We start from the raw sequence: 17,147 nt of genomic DNA on the forward strand, positions 1-17,147 counted from the left end.
TCGGGCATACGGGTTCCGCCTGCTGTGCAGATTAATCCAGCTGAGTAATATCCAGCGCAGCGCGATCGATAATACCGATGATTTTTTTGATCTGCGCATCGCTGGTATCACCATGATTGACCCGTAGATCCAGCACGGCTTTGAAGTTTTCCAGCGCGCGTTTCATCTGTGGATTTTTGCGTAATTCAAAACCCACGCAGCGGGCTTTAATACGTTCGTGGATATGTTCCAGATGTTCACGGTTCTCATCCAGCCACTGCTGGCCCTGGGTCGTGATCGCAATCTGTTTACGCCCACCTTCCTCGTCGCTGACGGTGATCAGTGCCTGATCCTGCAAGAAATCCAGCGTTGGATAGATAACGCCCGGGCTTGGGGTGTAGTTACCCTGAGTCAGGGTTTCAATCGCTTTAATCAGTTCGTAGCCGTGGCTGGCGTCGCGGGTCAAGATATCCAGAATCACCAGGCGTAATTCGCCGTGGCCAAAGAACCGCTGACGACGACCACCGCCGCCACCACGACCGTGGCGATGTCCGCAACCCTGCTCGTGGTGATGTTCTTTGTTACAACCTTCATGGCGATGTTCTTCACCTTTGCAGCAACCTGCATGGTGCTCGTTGTGACGGCCTTCATGGTGATGTCCTTCACCCTTGCAGCAGCCTTCGTGTTGGTGCTCTGTGTGCTTACAGCAACCTTCATGATGGTTTTGCATCATCGTCTCCTGATGTTATTTAGATATATCTAATTTATATCTAAAAATTATCAGTTTGCAAGTCTACAAATTATATTCTGTATAACGTGATGATTATTAACTGTTTTTATATGAGTGCGATAGCCGGGTAATCATAATTTAACTATATCAAAAAGTGCTTGCAATATTTTTGATTAGCAATCATTATCATTTAAAAAATCAATTTAGATATATCGTATTATCTTCACAAGGCGAAAAAATGACAAAAAACATCTCACGCTACCCACAGCGCGTTCGCAATGAACTGCGTTTTCGAGAACTTACTGTCCTGCGCGTAGAGCGTATTAGCGCGGGCTTTCAGCGTATTGTACTTGGCGGTGACGCGCTGGACGGTTTTAGCTCACGCGGCTTTGACGACCATACCAAGGTCTTTTTCCCTGAACCGGGCAGTAACTTTGTACCCCCTGTCGTCACCGATGAAGGCATTGTCTGGGCGGATGGTGTACGTCCGCTCTCCCGTGACTACACGCCGTTGTATGACGAAGCGCGCCATGAGCTGGCACTGGATTTCTATATTCATGACGGCGGCGTGGCAAGTACGTGGGCGATGAATGCCCGTGAGGGTGACAAGCTGACGATCGGCGGGCCGCGCGGTTCTTTGGTGGTGCCAGAGGATTATGCGTATCAGGTTTACGTGTGTGATGAGTCGGGAATGCCCGCGTTGCGCCGACGCCTGGAGTCGCTCAGCCGTTTGGTGGTACGTCCGAACGTCACGGCGCTGGTTAGCGTGCAGGATGCAGCCTACCAGGACTATTTTGCCCATCTCGACGGATTTACTCTTCAGTGGTTTATCGGCCATAACGAGCAGGCGGTGAATGAACACTTATCGCGGCTAAGCATGCCCACAGACGATTATTTCATCTGGATCACTGGCGAAGGAAAGGTGGTCAAAAACCTGAGTGCTCGTTTTGAAACCGAGGCGTTCGATCAGCAACGGGTTCGTGCAGCGGCTTACTGGCATCAACGCCGTTAATCAGTAATTAGAGGGCGGAACGCCAAACGCCTGGCGGAATGCGTAGCTAAATGCCGCGGTACTTGAATACCCAACGTCGAGTGCCACGGCGGTTACGCTTTTATTTTTCTTCAGCATTAATACCGATTCAAGTATTCGCATTTTTTGCTTCCAGACGCTGAAGGGCAATCCGGTTTCTTTTTTGAAATGACGTGAAAAGGTACGGGCAGACATACCCAAATGCTGCGCCCAGTATTCAACCGAATGCTCCAGTGCGGGGGATTCTTGTATTGTTCGGCAGACTTTGGTTAATTCGCGATCCTGCGGCCAGGGTAATACAAAAGCGACTTCCGGGAGTTGCAGAATAATATCGACCAGCACACTAACCAGCTTGCCCTCTTTTGACTGACTATCATAATGGCCTGAAATTGAATTCGTGGCGTAATGAATAAACTCTCTGGCGAAATCACTGATAGCCACTACTTTGCATTCATTGATGCTCTCTTCAAGAAAACCCGGTTTAATATCCAGATTTTCTAAATATACATCATCTAATGCCCAAACCGCATGCTCCGTATTATTTGGGATCCAGATGCCATAATGCGCCGGGATTATCCAGCACTTACCGGCAACATCAATGCGCATGCTGCCTTTGCGGGCGAAATGAAACTGCATAAAAGAGTGTGAATGCTGCGGTACATGGTGGTTGGCTTCCAGGACATAAGAGCGAAAGAATACGTCCTGCGGCAGTTCGGTCATGGAGTTATCCGGGAAGGAGTTCCACTGTTTTTGCGCGAGAGTTTCCATAAATGAATCGTCAATGCTCCCGATGGTGTGTCCGCTGTTCGATAGATCTTGTCCGCGGATCATAATACATACACTCTTTTTTCCATAATAATCTTGCGTAATAATTTTTAGTCCACTTTTGGTAAATACCATGAACTCGCTTTGTTCAGATGCTGTCATCGTCAATGAAACAAATGATAACTGGACCCGAATGGGAAAAGAGCTGCTTTCGCAAGCGGATATCAGAATTAATGGCTCGCGCGCCTGGGACATTCAACTTCATCATACCGGTTTCTTTAAACGGGTATTGCAACAAGGCTCGTTAGGGCTTGGCGAAAGCTATATGGAAGGCTGGTGGGACTGCGAACGGCTCGATATTCTGTTCTGCAAAATCCTGAAAGCAAAACTCGACCAGCAGATGCCAGGTAATCTGAAAGATATTTTACGCATTGCCAGCGCACGCCTGTTTAATTTGCAGTCACGTAGCCGTGCATGGATCGTCGGTAAAGAACATTATGATATTGGTAACGATCTCTTTGCGCTGATGCTTGATCCGCATATGCAATATTCCTGCGGTTACTGGAAAGACGCGACCACATTAGACGAAGCGCAAAATGCCAAATTAAAAATGATCTGCGAGAAGCTGCAGCTTAAGCCGGGTATGCGTTTACTCGATATCGGTTGTGGATGGGGCGGGTTGGCAGAATATGCGGCGCGTCATTATGGCGTGGCGGTAGAAGGCGTTACCATTTCCAAAGAGCAGCAGAAAATGGCGCAGCAGCGCTGTGAAGGGCTGGACGTTAACATTCTGCTGCAGGATTATCGCGATCTTGATAAACACTACGATCGCATTGTGTCCGTGGGGATGTTTGAACACGTCGGGCCGAAAAACTACGACACCTATTTCAGCATCGCTGACCGTTGTTTAAAACCGGACGGACTGTTCCTGCTGCATACCATTGGCAGCAATAAAAAAGGGATGAGCGTCGATCCGTGGATCAATAAATACATTTTCCCGAACGGTTGCTTACCGTCGATTTCCCATATTGCCGAGGCCAGCGAATCACGGTTTGTGATGGAGGACTGGCATAACTTTGGCAGCGATTACGATAAAACGCTGATGGCCTGGCATGAGCGCTTTAATCAGGCCTGGCCGGAGCTGTCATCACGTTATTCCGCCACCTTCAGAAGAATGTTTAATTACTATTTATGCGCCTGCGCCGGGGCTTTCCGCGCCAGAGATATTGAGCTTTGGCAGGTGCTGTTTAGCCGCGGTGTAGAGGGCGGGATCCGCGTTTATCGTTAACGCACTGCCGGATGGCGGCGTAAACGCCTTATCCGGCCTACATAGGTTTTGTACTCGTAGGCTTGATAAGCGCAGCGCATCAGGCACTTCTTCGCTGGATGGCGGCGCAAGCGCCTTATCCGGCCTACAAAAGTTTGCACTCGTAGGCCTGATAAGCGCAGCGCATCAGGCGTATCTTCGCCGGATGGCGGCGCAAGCGCCTTATCCGGCCTACAAAAGTTTGCACTCGTAGGCCTGATAAGCGCAGCGCATCAGGCATATCTTCGCCGGATGGCGGCGTAAACGCCTTATCCGGCCTACATAGGTTTGTACTCGTAGGCCTGATAAGCGAAGCGCATCAGGCGTATCTTTGCCGGATGGCGGCGCAAGCGCCTTATCCGGCCTACATAGGTTTGTACTCGTAGGTCTGATAAGCGCAGCGCATCAGGCATATCTTCGCCGGATGGCGGCGTAAACGTCTTATCCGGCCTACAAAGGTTTGTACTCGTAGGCCTGATAAGCGAAGCGCATCAGGCATTTATGGCTTAGCTCAATTCACTCTCTGCCAGCGCTTTAAATACCATCGCGACGGCGTGCGCGCCGGGGTCCATATTTCCGAGCAGGCTTTCGCTGCTCAGATACGATGCGCGACCCGCATTGGCTTTGCTCGACAAACAGGTTCGTTCGGCTCCCGCTTGCGCGGCGTCGAAGGCGGCCTGCAGATTTTGCGGCTGCGTGAGCAGCGAAGTCAGAGCCGGTTGCAGCGCATCAATCATGGTGCGATCGCCTTCGTCTGCGCCGCCGTAAAACTTCATCTGCGCCAGTCCCGTATTCAGGGCTTCGGCAACGTTAGCTCCCTGTTCCAGTTTCTGCCCTGCGGCAGTAAAGAAAATAGACATCAGCACACCGCTGGAACCGCCCATTACCACGGTCAGACGTTCGCCAATCAGCGCAAACAGCGTGGCAAGATTATCCAGCGGCAACTGCTGACGATGCAACAGACCGGCAATTTCGCGCGCGCCTGCGGCAAAGGTTGAACCGGTATCGCCATCGCCGACTTTGGCATCAAGCGCATTAAGATGGGTCTCCAGATCGGAAAGGGTTGTGGTGACAAGTTCCACAATCCCGGCCACCAGGGCGTTCGCCGAAGGCTGGAATTCCACGCGTGCGCTACGCTGAGATGACGGTACACAGCTGATTTCACGCGGTGGGACCGGCGTCGGCCAGTTACTGGTTTCCACCTCTGTGAGCAGCGCTTTTTCGATGCTCTCTTCCAGCACGATGGCCGTCAGTGAAAAGCCTTTCATATCCAGCGCGGTAACCAACGAGGCCGGGCCAATCAGCCAGTCGATACGCGGATGCAGCGGGCTGCTGGCCAGTTCGCGGGTAATGATGGCCATTTCGGCAACAGAAACGCCGCCAAGATTGTTAATCATCACCGCCAGACGGCCGGTTTCAGGCAGGGCGGCCAGCAGTTTATCCACCATCAGGTTCACCACCTGCGCACTGTTCTGGGTGTCGATGACCGAGGCGCCTGGTTCGCCGTGAATGCCCATACCCAGCTCCGCGTGGCCCGGATGATGACGCGGGGCGGCGTCGGTTTCTTGCGGCAAATGACAGCTGGAAAGCGCAACACCCAGACTGAAGGTGTTATTGGCCGCGTATTGCGCTTCACGCAGGACGGTGGCGAGATTGTAGTCGCGTTCGGCAAAATAGCCCGCGATTTTATGCACCAGGATGGTTCCCGCAATGCCGCGCGGGTGTTTGTTATCCGGCAGGGAGATGTCATCGCCGACAATCAGCATTTCAACGTTGTAACCAAGGCGACGGGCTTTCTCGGCGGCAAGACCGAAATTAAGACGGTCACCGGTGTAATTTTTCACGATCAACAAACAGCCCGCCTCACCGGTTACCGCCTGAATGGCGGTCAGTACCGCATCTACGCTCGGGGAAGCGAACACGTCGCCACAGACCGCGGCCGTTAGCATACCTTTACCGATAAACCCAACGTGCGCGGGTTCGTGCCCTGAACCGCCGCCGGAAATGACCGCCACGTTATTTTTGTTAAGGTCACGGCGGACCACGATGCGAATAGCCGGATCGCTTTCCAGACGCGCCAGGTTATTCCACGGGCTGGCGATAATCGTACCGTCGATGACGTCGCTCACGAGATGGGTGCGTTGATTAAAAAAGAATTGAGACATAACGGCTCCTTGAGGTTGAGTGTAAGACAAACCCCCGGAAGTATGGTCATGGTGCGGAGGCGATAGAGAGATTCTGGCGAAGTCAGCGTGGAAAAAAACAACGTTAAAATGAGTTTCATTACGGAACGTTGTTATTGTTTTTTGTTCCGAAATGAAACAGAAAAGAACGGGGAACGACCACAATGCGAGCTTGCTCGACTTTTTCCTCTCGCGATGAATGCAGGTCACACTGCACTGTCAGCTTTTTTTTACCGGTATTTTGGCAAGTGAGTGGGTAAAAGAGAAAGTGAGATTCGTCTGTGCCGGAGATTTGGTGGTAAATGAACGGATCGGGATCGCAAACCTTATATTTTTTATGGTTAAGCGTTCCAATATGAAACATGTGTTGTTTTTATCTGTTTCATATCAGAACAAAAAGACGAAAGATCTTTTTGTGCACGCCTCGCCATACAGTTATTGCATCGCTCCGGTACCTCCCGTTTTCGCCGTCAGCATCAGGCTAAACAGGTTAACGCCAGGGCTCACCATGTAAAAACATGTACTTATTTGAGGATGAAAGGAATGCTAAAAGTTATTCAATCTCCAGCCAAATATCTCCAGGGTCCTGACGCTTCCACCTTGTTTGGTCAATACGCTAAAAATCTGGCGGACAGCTTTTTCGTGATTGCGGATGACTTCGTGATGAAGCTGGCGGGAGAGAGGGTACTAAACGGCCTGCACAGTCATGACATTAGCTGCCATGCGGAACGCTTTAACGGTGAATGTAGCCATGTTGAAATTAATCGCCTGATTGCCATTTTGAAACAGCACGGTTGCCGCGGCGTGGTTGGGATTGGTGGTGGGAAAACGCTGGATACCGCCAAAGCGATTGGCTACTACCAGAAGTTGCCGGTGGTGGTGATCCCGACTATCGCGTCTACCGATGCGCCAACCAGCGCGCTGTCCGTTATCTATACCGAAGCCGGTGAGTTTGAAGAGTATCTTATCTACCCGAAAAACCCGGATATGGTGGTAATGGACACTGCAATCATTGCCAAAGCGCCGGTACGTCTGCTGGTGGCCGGGATGGGCGATGCGCTCTCGACCTGGTTTGAAGCGAAAGCCTGTTATGACGCCAGAGCGACCAGCATGGCGGGCGGACAGTCCACCGTGGCGGCGCTGAGCCTGGCGCGCTTGTGCTATGATACCCTGCTGGCGGAAGGCGAGAAGGCACGCTTTGCCGCGCAGGCCGGCGTGGTGACCGATGCGCTGGAGCGTATTGTCGAAGCTAATACTTACCTCAGCGGCATCGGTTTTGAAAGCAGCGGTCTGGCAGGGGCGCATGCGATCCACAACGGCTTTACGATTCTGGAAGAGTGCCACCATTTGTACCACGGTGAAAAAGTCGCCTTTGGTACGCTGGCGCAACTGGTGCTGCAAAACAGCCCGATGGAAGAGATCGAAACCGTGCTGAATTTCTGTCAGAAAGTAGGCCTGCCGGTAACGTTAGCGGAAATGGGCGTGAAAGAAGACGTTGACGGCAAGATCATGGCGGTGGCAAAAGCGACCTGTGCAGAAGGTGAAACCATCCACAATATGCCGTTCCCGGTAACGCCTGAAAGCGTACATGCCGCTATTTTGACGGCAGACCTGCTGGGACAGCAGTGGCTGGCGCGTTAATCAGTCGTCGGTAGGTTTTTATCCGGCATCTTCTCCCCCTCTGACAGTCTCTGCCGGAGGGGTTGTCTATGGTTAAACAGCGGAAAGGGATATGACGGCGCACACGCATAGCATCGGGAAGGAAGTCTCTTCAGTCATTGCCCAGTCATGGCATCGTTGCAGCAAGTTTATGCAGCGGGAAACCTGGCAGGCGCCGCATCAGGCGCAGGGGCTGACCTTTGAGTCGATTTGTCGTCGCAAGACGGCGTTGCTGACGATTGCTCAGGCTGCGCTGGAAGATGCCTGGGAGTTTATGGACGGCCGTCCGTGCGCGCTGCTGATTCTGGATGAATCAGCCTGTATTCTCAGCCGTTGCGGTGATCCACAGACGGTGGAACAGCTGGCGGAGCTTGGGTTTCGCGACGGCAGCTACTGTGCGGAAAGCATCATTGGCAGTTGTGCGCTGTCGCTGGCGACGATGCCGGGCCAGCCGACAAAAACTTCTGGTGAACAGCATTTTAAACAGGCGCTGCATCCGTGGTCGTTCTGCTCGACGCCGGTCTTCGATAACCATGGTCGACTGTTCGGCTCCATCTCGCTGTGTTGTCTGGTGGAGCATGAGTGCGTTTCTGATTTATCCCTGACGCTGGCGATTGCCAGAGAAGTCGGCAACTCTTTGCTGACCGACAGCCTGCTGGCTGAATCCAACCGCCATCTGAACCAGATGTACGGGCTGCTGGAGAGTATGGATGATGGTGTGATGGCCTGGAACGAACAGGGCGTATTGCAGTTTCTCAATGCGCGTGCGGCACTGCTTTTGCATCTCGATGCGCAGGCCAGCCAGGGAAAAAATATTCACGATCTGCTCAATCTCCCCATGCTGCTGCGCCGGGCGATCAAACATGCCCGCGGCCTGAATCACGTCGAAGTTACCTTTGAAAGCCAGCATCAGTTTGTTGATGCGGTCATCACCCTGAAACCGATTGTTGAGGAGCAGGGCAACAGCTTTATCCTGCTGCTGCATCCGGTGGAGCAAATGCGCCAGCTGATGACCAGCCAGCTTGGCAAGGTGAGCCACACCTTTGAGCAGATGTCGACTGACGATCCGGAAACCCGCCGCTTGATCCATTTTGGTCGCCAGGCAGCGAGGGGGAGTTTCCCGATCCTGCTGTGCGGAGAAGAGGGCGTTGGTAAGGAACTGCTGAGCCAGGCCATTCACAACGAAAGCGAGCGCGCCAGCGGGCCGTATATCGCCGTGAACTGTCAGCTGTATGCCAACAGCGTGCTGGGGCAGGATTTTATGGGCAGTGCGCCCACCGACGATGAAAACGGTCGGCTGAGCCGTCTTGAACTGGCGAACGGCGGCACGCTGTTTCTGGAAAAAATTGAATATCTGGCGCCGGAGCTGCAATCCGCGCTGTTACAGGTGATCAAGCAGGGGGTATTAACCCGCCTGGATGCCCGTCGGTTGATTCCGGTGGATGTCAAAGTGATCGCCACCACCACGGTTGATCTCGCCAATCTGGTGGAGCAAAACCGCTTTAGCCGTCAGCTGTATTACGCGCTGCACTCTTTTGAGATAGTGATCCCCCCGCTGCGGGCGCGGCGTAACAGTATTCCCTCGCTGATTTATACGCGGCTGAATAGCCTGAAAAAACGCTTTTCATCCAGTTTGAAGATCGACGACGACGCGCTGGCACAGCTGGTGGCCTATTCGTGGCCGGGCAATGACTTTGAGCTGAACAGCATTATCGAAAACATCGCCATCAGCAGTGATAACGGCCATATTCGGCTGAGCAATCTACCGGATTATCTGTTTGCCGAACGTCCTGGTCTGGAGACGGCGTCTTCACTGCTTCCAGCCAGTCTGACCTTTACCGCTATCGAAAAAGAGGCGATTATCCATGCTGCTCGCGTCACCAGCGGACGCGTACAGGAGATGTCGCAACTGCTGAACATTGGTCGCACTACCTTGTGGCGCAAGATGAAGCAATACGACATTGATGCCAGCCAGTTTAAGCGCAAGCATCTGGACTAGTTTCTTCAATTCTCGCCATCGAGAACAGCGCGTCTGACAGTCGGTTGATATAGCGTCTGGGTTCATCGCGTAACGTCAGCGTTCTGCTCATCGCGATAAGGATCCGCTCCAGTCGGCGGGTTAGGGTTCGCGCAACGTGTAGCTGTGCCGATGGCAGATTTTTCCCCGGAATAACAAACTCTTTGAGCGGACCGCTTTGCGCCATATTGCGGTCAATAAGCTGCTCCAGCGCCTGAATATCCTCATCGCCAATACGCTGTTGTAAGCGCGCGAGTCCTTTCTCATCGCTGGCGAGTTCCGCACCCAGTACAAACAGCATCTTCTGCATGGCGTGCAGATCCTGGCGTAGTTCAGCCTGGTGCGTGCTGGCATAGCAGACGCCAAGCTGGGAAATCAGTTCATCCACCGTGCCATAGGCCTCAACGCGGATGTCGTCTTTGTCGATACGGCTGCCGCCAAACAGCGCGGTCGTGCCTTTATCGCCAGTTCGGGTGTAGATGCGGTACATTTATTTTATCTCGCTGAAGGGAAGTACTTTAACCAGTTGACCGGCATTGGCGCCGAGGACGCGAAGCTGGGCTGCTCCGGCGCGGATATGCCCACGGATCAGCGCCCGATCTTCGGGCAACTGGGCGTGGGTTAAAGCAATATCACCCGTGGCGTTAAGACCCAGACCGACACGTAGCGTTGAGCTTTTGGCCGCAAGTTTGCTCAATGCCAGCGCGCAGTCATGCTCGTCGCAACAGATTGCCCGGCAAGGGACGCCTTGCTCTTCCAGCCCCCAGCACAGCTCATCAAGCACGCGCGTATCCTGCCAGCGTGAGTGATAAAACAGATGTACGCCCGGTGATGAAAGTGACATTGCGCCCCCTTATTGATCAGAATGCCTGACGGAAGATCTCGGCAATCTCTTTCTCGTTCCCTTTACGCGGGTTGGAGAAGGCATTGCCGTCTTTCAGCGCCATTTCAGCCATATACGGGAAATCGGCTTCTTTGACGCCCAGCTCGCGCAAATGCTGCGGAATGCCGATGTCAGCGGAGAGACGGGCAATGGCGTGAATGGCCAGTTCGGCGGCATCCATGGTGGAAAGTCCGTCAGTGTTTTCGCCCATAAATTCTGCGATATCGGCAAATTTCTCCGGGTTAGCGATCAGGTTATAGCGCGCCACGTGCGGGAGCAGAACGGCATTCGCCACGCCGTGTGGCATGTCGTACAGACCGCCAAGCTGATGCGCCATTGCGTGAACGTAGCCGAGGTTGGCGTTGTTGAAAGCCATACCCGCCAACAGAGAGGCGTAGGCCATGTTCTCGCGAGCTTTCAGGTTGCTGCCCAGCGCTACGGCCTGACGCAAGTTGCGTGCGATCAGGCGAATAGCCTGAATAGCGGCGGCGTCGGTGACCGGGTTGGCATCTTTGGAAATATAGGCTTCTATGGCGTGGGTCAGGGCGTCCATACCAGTCGCGGCGGTCAGCGGAGCGGGTTTGCCGAGCATCAGCAGCGGATCGTTAATTGAGACCGACGGCAGGTTACGCCAGCTGACAATCACAAACTTCACTTTGGTTTTGGTATTGGTCAGCACGCAGTGGCGGGTGACTTCGCTGGCGGTACCGGCAGTGGTATTCACCGCAACGATAGGCGGCAGCGGGTTGGTCAGGGTTTCAATCCCGGCATAGCTGTAGAGATCGCCTTCGTGAGTTGCCGCGATACCGATGCCTTTACCGCAGTCATGCGGGCTACCGCCGCCAACGGTAACGATGATATCGCAATGCTCTTTGCGAAAGACCTCCAGACCATCGCGCACGTTGGTGTCTTTGGGATTTGGCTCAACGCCGTCAAAAACCACCACGTCAATGCCCGCTTCACGTAAATGGGCGAGGGTTTTATCTACCGCACCGTCTTTAATAGCCCGCAGACCTTTATCAGTAACCAGCAGCGCTTTTTTACCGCCTAACAGTTTGCAGCGTTCGCCGACAACGGAAATAGCATTGGGGCCAAAGAAGTTCACATTTGGCACCAGGTAATCAAACATACGATAGCTCATAATATACCTTCTTAGATTTAAATTATAATTCAGAGAAACAATTCAGTGCGGTTTCTGCTAATAATATGTCTTGTTCGACAGTGCCGCCGCTAACGCCAACGGCACCAATTAATTTACCGTTTAATATGACAGGTAAGCCGCCGCCGAAAATAACAATGCGCTGTTGGTTAGTAAGCTGCAAACCATATAGCGAAGCGCCAGGTTGTACCGCGTCGGTAATTTCATGGGTACCCTGACGCAGGCAGCAGGCGGTATACGCTTTATTAAGAGAGATATCACAGCTGGTGACAAACGCATCGTCCATGCGTTGCATTAGCAGCGTATTCCCGCCGTGATCCACCACGGAAAAGACCACCGGAACATTGATCTCAAGCGCTTTAGCCTCAACGGCCTGCGCCATTTTTTTTGCAGCCGCCAGAGTAATGGTGGCAATTTGTTGGCTCTTATTCACAGTCTCTCCTGAAAATGTTGTAGGGCTGAGGTCACGAAACATATCGCGCAACAGCTATTTTTATCATTGGCTTTACCTTATTTTCTCGCCGCACGTTATTAAGTCAATAGGGTGGGGGGGCATAAAAATTAAATTAATTTCCCTGATTTTGCGTTTATTGATAATGATCATTTAACCTCGTCACAATTCACGATGGATATTCCTGAGTTGCGTTTCAATATGAAACGATGCGTTTTTATTAGGTGCCAAATTGGAACGAAATTAATTTTATTTTTTTATTGCTTGGCTCATTTAGAGTTCGGCCATTGCTGATGAAAGGCGAATGCCGGGTGTGGTGTCCCCGGTAATGCGGCCCGGCGTCCCTATTTTTTACCTTTTGAGTCAATAAATCATGAGAAGATCAAAACGATTCGAAGTGCTTGCGAAGCGGCCTGTAAATCAGGATGGGCTGATTGGCGAATGGCCTGAAGAGGGGCTGATCGCCATGGAAAGCCCTTACGATCCGACGTCGTCGGTGAAGGTGGAAAATGGTCGTATTGTTGAGCTGGACGGTAAGAGCCGCGCCGAGTTCGACATGATCGACCGTTTCATTGCCGACTATGCGATTAACGTGGCCGAGGCGGAGCGCGCCATGCAGCTCGACGCGCTGGAGATCGCCAGAATGCTGGTGGATATCCACGTCAGTCGGGAAGAGATTATTGCCATTACCACCGCTATCACCCCGGCGAAAGCGGTGGAAGTGATGGCGCAAATGAACGTGGTGGAGATGATGATGGCGCTACAAAAAATGCGCGCCAGACGCACTCCCTCCAACCAGTGCCACGTGACTAACCTGAAAGATAACCCGGTACAGATAGCCGCCGACGCTGCTGAAGCGGGGATCCGCGGCTTTTCCGAGCAGGAAACGACGGTCGGGATCGCCCGCTACGCGCCGTTTAACGCCCTGGCGCTGCTGGTGGGTTCCCAGTGCGGTCGCCCCGGTGTGCTGACGCAATGTTCCGTTGAAGAGGCCACGGAGCTGGAGCTGGGGATGCGCGGGTTAACCAGCTACGCCGAAACGGTATCGGTATACGGTACAGAGTCGGTGTTTACCGACGGCGATGATACGCCGTGGTCCAAAGCGTTTCTCGCCTCGGCCTATGCGTCGCGTGGCCTGAAGATGCGCTACACCTCCGGCACCGGCTCGGAGGCGCTGATGGGCTATTCCGAAAGTAAATCGATGCTTTATCTGGAGTCGCGCTGCATTTTTATCACTAAAGGCGCGGGCGTACAGGGGCTGCAAAACGGTGCGGTCAGCTGTATCGGCATGACCGGCGCTGTGCCGTCAGGGATCCGCGCGGTGCTGGCGGAAAACCTGATTGCCTCAATGCTCGACCTTGAAGTGGCCTCCGCCAATGACCAGACCTTTTCCCACTCCGATATTCGCCGTACTGCCCGTACCCTGATGCAGATGCTACCGGGTACCGACTTTATTTTCTCCGGTTACAGCGCGGTACCCAACTACGACAACATGTTTGCCGGGTCGAACTTCGACGCTGAAGATTTCGATGATTACAACATTCTGCAACGCGATCTGATGGTTGACGGCGGTCTGCGTCCGGTGACTGAAGAGGAAACCATCGCCATTCGCAATAAGGCTGCACGCGCCATTCAGGCGGTGTTCCGCGAACTTGGCCTGCCGCTGATTAGCGATGAAGAAGTCGAAGCTGCTACATATGCTCACGGCAGCAAAGATATGCCCGCGCGCAATGTGGTGGAAGATCTGGCTGCCGTGGAAGAGATGATGAAGCGCAATATCACCGGGCTGGATATCGTCGGCGCGTTGAGTTGCAGCGGCTTCGAAGATATCGCCAGCAATATCCTCAACATGCTGAGACAGCGTGTTACCGGTGATTACCTGCAAACGTCGGCCATTCTGGATCGCCAGTTCGACGTCGTCAGCGCCGTCAACGACATCAATGATTATCAGGGACCTGGTACCGGCTATCGCATCAGTGCCGAACGCTGGGCGGAAATTAAAAATATTGCGGGCGTGGTTCAGCCCGGCTCGATCGAATAAGGCGGTACACAGTGGAATGCACAACTGAACGTAAGCCGGTTTTCACCTTACAGGTGAGCGAAGGCGAGGCGGCTAACGCGGATGAACGCGTGGATGAGGTGGTGATTGGCGTCGGCCCGGCATTTGATAAGTATCAGCATAAAACCTTGATTGATATGCCGCACAACGCGATTTTGAAAGAGCTGGTTGCTGGCATCGAAGAAGAGGGACTGCATGCGCGAGTAGTGAGGATCCTGCGTACCTCGGATGTTTCTTTTATGGCATGGGATGCGGCAAATCTCAGCGGCTCAGGCATTGGGATTGGTATCCAGTCGAAAGGAACCACGGTGATTCATCAGCGCGATCTGCTGCCGCTAAGTAACCTGGAACTGTTTTCTCAGGCTCCGCTGCTGACGCTGGAAACCTATCGTCAGATTGGTAAAAACGCCGCGCGATATGCACGCAAAGAGTCGCCTTCGCCGGTGCCAGTGGTCAATGACCAGATGGTGCGCCCTAAATTTATGGCCAAGGCCGCGCTGTTTCATATCAAAGAAACCAAACACGTGGTGCAGGATGCTGCGCCTGTCACGTTGCATATTGCACTGGTAAGGGAATGACCATGAACGACAACACCATGACCGCGCAGGATTACCCATTAGCCACCCGCTGCCCGGAGAAAATCCAGACGCCTGGCGGCAAGCCGCTAACCGACATTACCCTTGAGAATGTGCTGACGGGCCACGTAGGACCGCAGGATGTGCGCATTTCTCAGCAAACGCTGGAGTACCAGGCGCAGATTGCCGAGCAGATGCAGCGTCATGCCGTGGCGCGCAATTTTCGTCGTGCGGCAGAACTGATTGCGATCCCGGATGCCCGCATTCTGGAGATCTACAACGCGCTACGGCCGTTTCGTTCTTCGTTCGCCGAGTTGCAGGCCATTGCCGATGAACTGGAGCACACCTGGCACGCCAGGGTGAACGCCGGGTTTGTCCGCGAATCGGCAGAGGTATACCAGCAGAGAAATAAACTGCGTAAAGGCAGTCAGTGACGGAGGCAGCATGCCGTTAATTGCAGGGATCGATATCGGCAACGCCACCACCGAAGTGGCGTTGGCGCAGGATGGCCGGTTTATCGCCAGCGGGATTGTCGCCACGACCGGGATGAAAGGCACGCGGGAAAATATCGCCGGGGTAGTCGCGTCCCTGCAGCAGGCGCTGGATAAAACGCCGTGGTCGCTGCAGGATGTGGCAAAAATCTGCATCAACGAGGCCGCGCCGGTGATTGGCGATGTGGCGATGGAAACCATCACTGAAACCATCATTACCGAATCAACAATGATTGGCCATAACCCGCAAACGCCCGGCGGCGTTGGCGTGGGCATGGGAACCACCATCGCCGTGGAGAAGTTGGCGGCGTTGAGCGAGGATCGATTTGCCCAGGGCTGGATACCGTTGGTGGGTGAGGAGATGGATTTCCTTGAGGCGGTTTGGTTTATCAATGAAGCGCTGGATCGCGGCGTCAACGTGGTGGCGGCCATCCTGAAAAAAGATGATGGCGTGCTGGTGAATAATCGCCTGCATCGGCCAATACCGGTGGTTGATGAAGTCACTCTGCTGGAGAAGGTGCCGGAAGGCGTGCTGGCGGCGGTGGAAGTGGCGGCCCCGGGACAGGTAGTGCGGGTGCTGTCGAATCCTTACGGCATCGCGACCTTCTTTGCCCTGACCCCTGAGGAAACGCAAACTATCGTCCCCATCGCCAGAGCGCTGATTGGCAACCGTTCCGCCGTGGTGCTGAAAACCCCGCAGGGCGATGTGCGATCAAGAGTGATCCCGGCGGGTAAGATCTTTATCCGTGGTGAAAAGCGTGGCGGTGAAGCCGACGTAGCGCAGGGCGCTCAGGCCATTATGCAGGCGATGAGCGCCTGTGCGCCCGTGTGCGATATTCGTGGGGAAGCTGGTACGCACGCAGGCGGCATGCTGGAGCGGGTGCGTAAGGTGATGGCCTCGCTGACCGGTCATGACATGAACACGGTGCATATTCAGGATCTATTGGCGGTCGATACATTTATTCCGCGCAAGGTGCAGGGCGGCATCGCCGGAGAGTGTTCAATGGAGAACGCCGTGGGCATTGCGGCGATGGTGAAAGCCGATCGTTTACAGATGCAGGCCATCGCCAGTGAGCTGAGCGTCCGGTTAAACACTCTGGTTGAGGTGGGCGGCGTGGAGGCCAACATGGCCGTGGCGGGGGCGTTAACTACGCCCGGATGCGCCGCACCGCTGGCGATCCTCGACTTAGGCGCAGGATCTACCGATGCCGCCGTCATCAATAGCGACGGCGTAGTGAAAGCGGTACATCTGGCCGGCGCGGGGAATATGGTCAGCCTGTTGATTCAAACTGAGCTGGGCTTAAGCGATGCATTTCTGGCGGAGGAAATAAAAAAATACCCGCTGGCAAAAGTGGAGAGCCTGTTCAGCATTCGCCATGAGAACGGCGCGGTGGAGTTTTTCCGCGAACCGCTCAGTCCGTCAGTATTCGCCAAAGTGGTGTACTTGAAAGAGGGTGAGCTGATCCCGGTAGATAACCAGACCTCGCTGGAAAAAATCCGTCTGGTGCGCCGACAGGCTAAAGAGAAGGTTTTTGTGACCAACTGCCTGCGCGCGTTACGCCAGGTGTCACCCGGTGGCTCTATTCGCGATATGACTTTTGTGGTGCTGGTAGGCGGTTCTTCGCTGGATTTCGAAATCCCGCAGATGATCACCGATGCGCTGGCGCATTACGGCGTTGTCGCCGGGCAGGGCAATATTCGAGGTACCGAAGGGCCGCGTAATGCGGTGGCTACCGGACTGGTTTTAGCCGGACAAGCAAAAAAATAGCGCAGAAAACAGCCGCGCAAGCGTTTAGCTGCGGGGTAAGTCAAATAAAGGCGATGTTCTCTTTGATATCCCGGCGGAGTTGGGTACATAGT

The 17,147-nt window shown here is 53.8% G+C and carries 15 protein-coding genes; 8 read left to right on the top strand and 7 right to left on the bottom strand.

The window, feature by feature from the left end; translation table 11 throughout:
- Positions 1–31: 31 nt before the first annotated feature.
- Positions 32–712, bottom strand: a complete 681-nt coding sequence (locus LY264_RS03180) for a PadR family transcriptional regulator (protein WP_165612482.1) — start codon at positions 710–712, stop codon at positions 32–34.
- 235 nt (positions 713–947) lie between these two features.
- On the opposite strand from LY264_RS03180, the gene LY264_RS03185 reads away from it, so the two are divergent.
- Positions 948–1,721, top strand: a complete 774-nt coding sequence (locus tag LY264_RS03185) for a siderophore-interacting protein (RefSeq protein ID WP_048225649.1) — start codon at positions 948–950, stop codon at positions 1,719–1,721.
- Here the strand turns inward: LY264_RS03185 and LY264_RS03190 are convergent, their stop codons facing one another.
- On the bottom strand, positions 1,722–2,570 hold the full coding sequence (locus LY264_RS03190; RefSeq protein WP_020996343.1) for a helix-turn-helix domain-containing protein: 849 nt from the start codon (positions 2,568–2,570) through the stop codon (positions 1,722–1,724).
- Positions 2,571–2,637: 67 nt separating this feature from the next.
- Here LY264_RS03190 and cfa point away from each other — a divergent pair, with 67 nt between their 5' ends.
- Positions 2,638–3,792: a cyclopropane fatty acyl phospholipid synthase gene (cfa, locus tag LY264_RS03195; protein ID WP_048225647.1), complete on the top strand. Its 1,155-nt coding sequence runs from the start codon at positions 2,638–2,640 to the stop codon at positions 3,790–3,792.
- Between the two features lie 524 nt (positions 3,793–4,316).
- Here cfa and LY264_RS03200 read toward each other — a convergent pair.
- The gene (locus LY264_RS03200) at positions 4,317–5,975 is read right to left on the bottom strand and encodes a glycerone kinase (RefSeq protein ID WP_048225645.1); all 1,659 of its coding nucleotides are present in this window, start codon (positions 5,973–5,975) and stop codon (positions 4,317–4,319) included.
- A 561-nt stretch (positions 5,976–6,536) separates the two neighbouring features.
- Here LY264_RS03200 and LY264_RS03205 point away from each other — a divergent pair.
- Both LY264_RS03205 and dhaR read left to right on the top strand, forming a co-directional pair.
- Positions 6,537–7,634, top strand: coding sequence for a glycerol dehydrogenase (locus LY264_RS03205; RefSeq protein ID WP_048225641.1), 1,098 nt, complete (start codon positions 6,537–6,539; stop codon positions 7,632–7,634).
- A 91-nt stretch (positions 7,635–7,725) separates the two neighbouring features.
- Positions 7,726–9,651 carry a dihydroxyacetone kinase operon transcriptional regulator DhaR gene (dhaR, locus tag LY264_RS03210; RefSeq protein WP_048225640.1) on the top strand — a complete coding sequence of 642 codons (1,926 nt, stop codon included), beginning with the start codon at positions 7,726–7,728 and terminating at the stop codon, positions 9,649–9,651.
- Here the strand turns inward: dhaR and LY264_RS03215 are convergent.
- The 4 genes from LY264_RS03215 to LY264_RS03230 are packed head-to-tail and all read right to left on the bottom strand — an operon-like array spanning position 9,629 to position 12,144.
- Complete coding sequence (locus tag LY264_RS03215; protein WP_008785856.1) at positions 9,629–10,159, bottom strand: cob(I)yrinic acid a,c-diamide adenosyltransferase; 531 nt, start codon at positions 10,157–10,159, stop codon at positions 9,629–9,631. The genes dhaR and LY264_RS03215 overlap by 23 nt on opposite strands.
- On the bottom strand, positions 10,160–10,513 hold the full coding sequence (locus tag LY264_RS03220; RefSeq protein ID WP_048225637.1) for a glycerol dehydratase reactivase beta/small subunit family protein: 354 nt from the start codon (positions 10,511–10,513) through the stop codon (positions 10,160–10,162).
- A gap of 16 nt (positions 10,514–10,529) precedes the next feature.
- On the bottom strand, positions 10,530–11,693 hold the full coding sequence (dhaT, locus tag LY264_RS03225; protein WP_048225635.1) for a 1,3-propanediol dehydrogenase: 1,164 nt from the start codon (positions 11,691–11,693) through the stop codon (positions 10,530–10,532).
- Between the two features lie 22 nt (positions 11,694–11,715).
- The gene (locus LY264_RS03230; RefSeq protein WP_020996341.1) at positions 11,716–12,144 is read right to left on the bottom strand and encodes a GlcG/HbpS family heme-binding protein; all 429 of its coding nucleotides are present in this window, start codon (positions 12,142–12,144) and stop codon (positions 11,716–11,718) included.
- 391 nt (positions 12,145–12,535) lie between these two features.
- On the opposite strand from LY264_RS03230, the gene LY264_RS03235 reads away from it, so the two are divergent.
- The 4 genes from LY264_RS03235 to LY264_RS03250 are packed head-to-tail and all read left to right on the top strand — an operon-like array spanning position 12,536 to position 17,055.
- Entirely contained in the window at positions 12,536–14,203 is a 1,668-nt protein-coding gene (locus LY264_RS03235) for a propanediol/glycerol family dehydratase large subunit (protein ID WP_048215504.1), read from the top strand.
- Between the two features lie 11 nt (positions 14,204–14,214).
- Positions 14,215–14,799 carry a propanediol/glycerol family dehydratase medium subunit gene (locus tag LY264_RS03240; RefSeq protein WP_008785852.1) on the top strand — a complete coding sequence of 195 codons (585 nt, stop codon included), beginning with the start codon at positions 14,215–14,217 and terminating at the stop codon, positions 14,797–14,799.
- Between the two features lie 2 nt (positions 14,800–14,801).
- Entirely contained in the window at positions 14,802–15,230 is a 429-nt protein-coding gene (locus LY264_RS03245) for a diol dehydratase small subunit (protein WP_048225633.1), read from the top strand.
- A 10-nt stretch (positions 15,231–15,240) separates the two neighbouring features.
- On the top strand, positions 15,241–17,055 hold the full coding sequence (locus LY264_RS03250) for a diol dehydratase reactivase subunit alpha (protein WP_048225631.1): 1,815 nt from the start codon (positions 15,241–15,243) through the stop codon (positions 17,053–17,055).
- Positions 17,056–17,147 lie beyond the last annotated feature (92 nt).

The organism is Citrobacter portucalensis (assembly GCF_023374935.1).
GTDB classification, from domain to species: domain Bacteria; phylum Pseudomonadota; class Gammaproteobacteria; order Enterobacterales; family Enterobacteriaceae; genus Citrobacter; species Citrobacter portucalensis.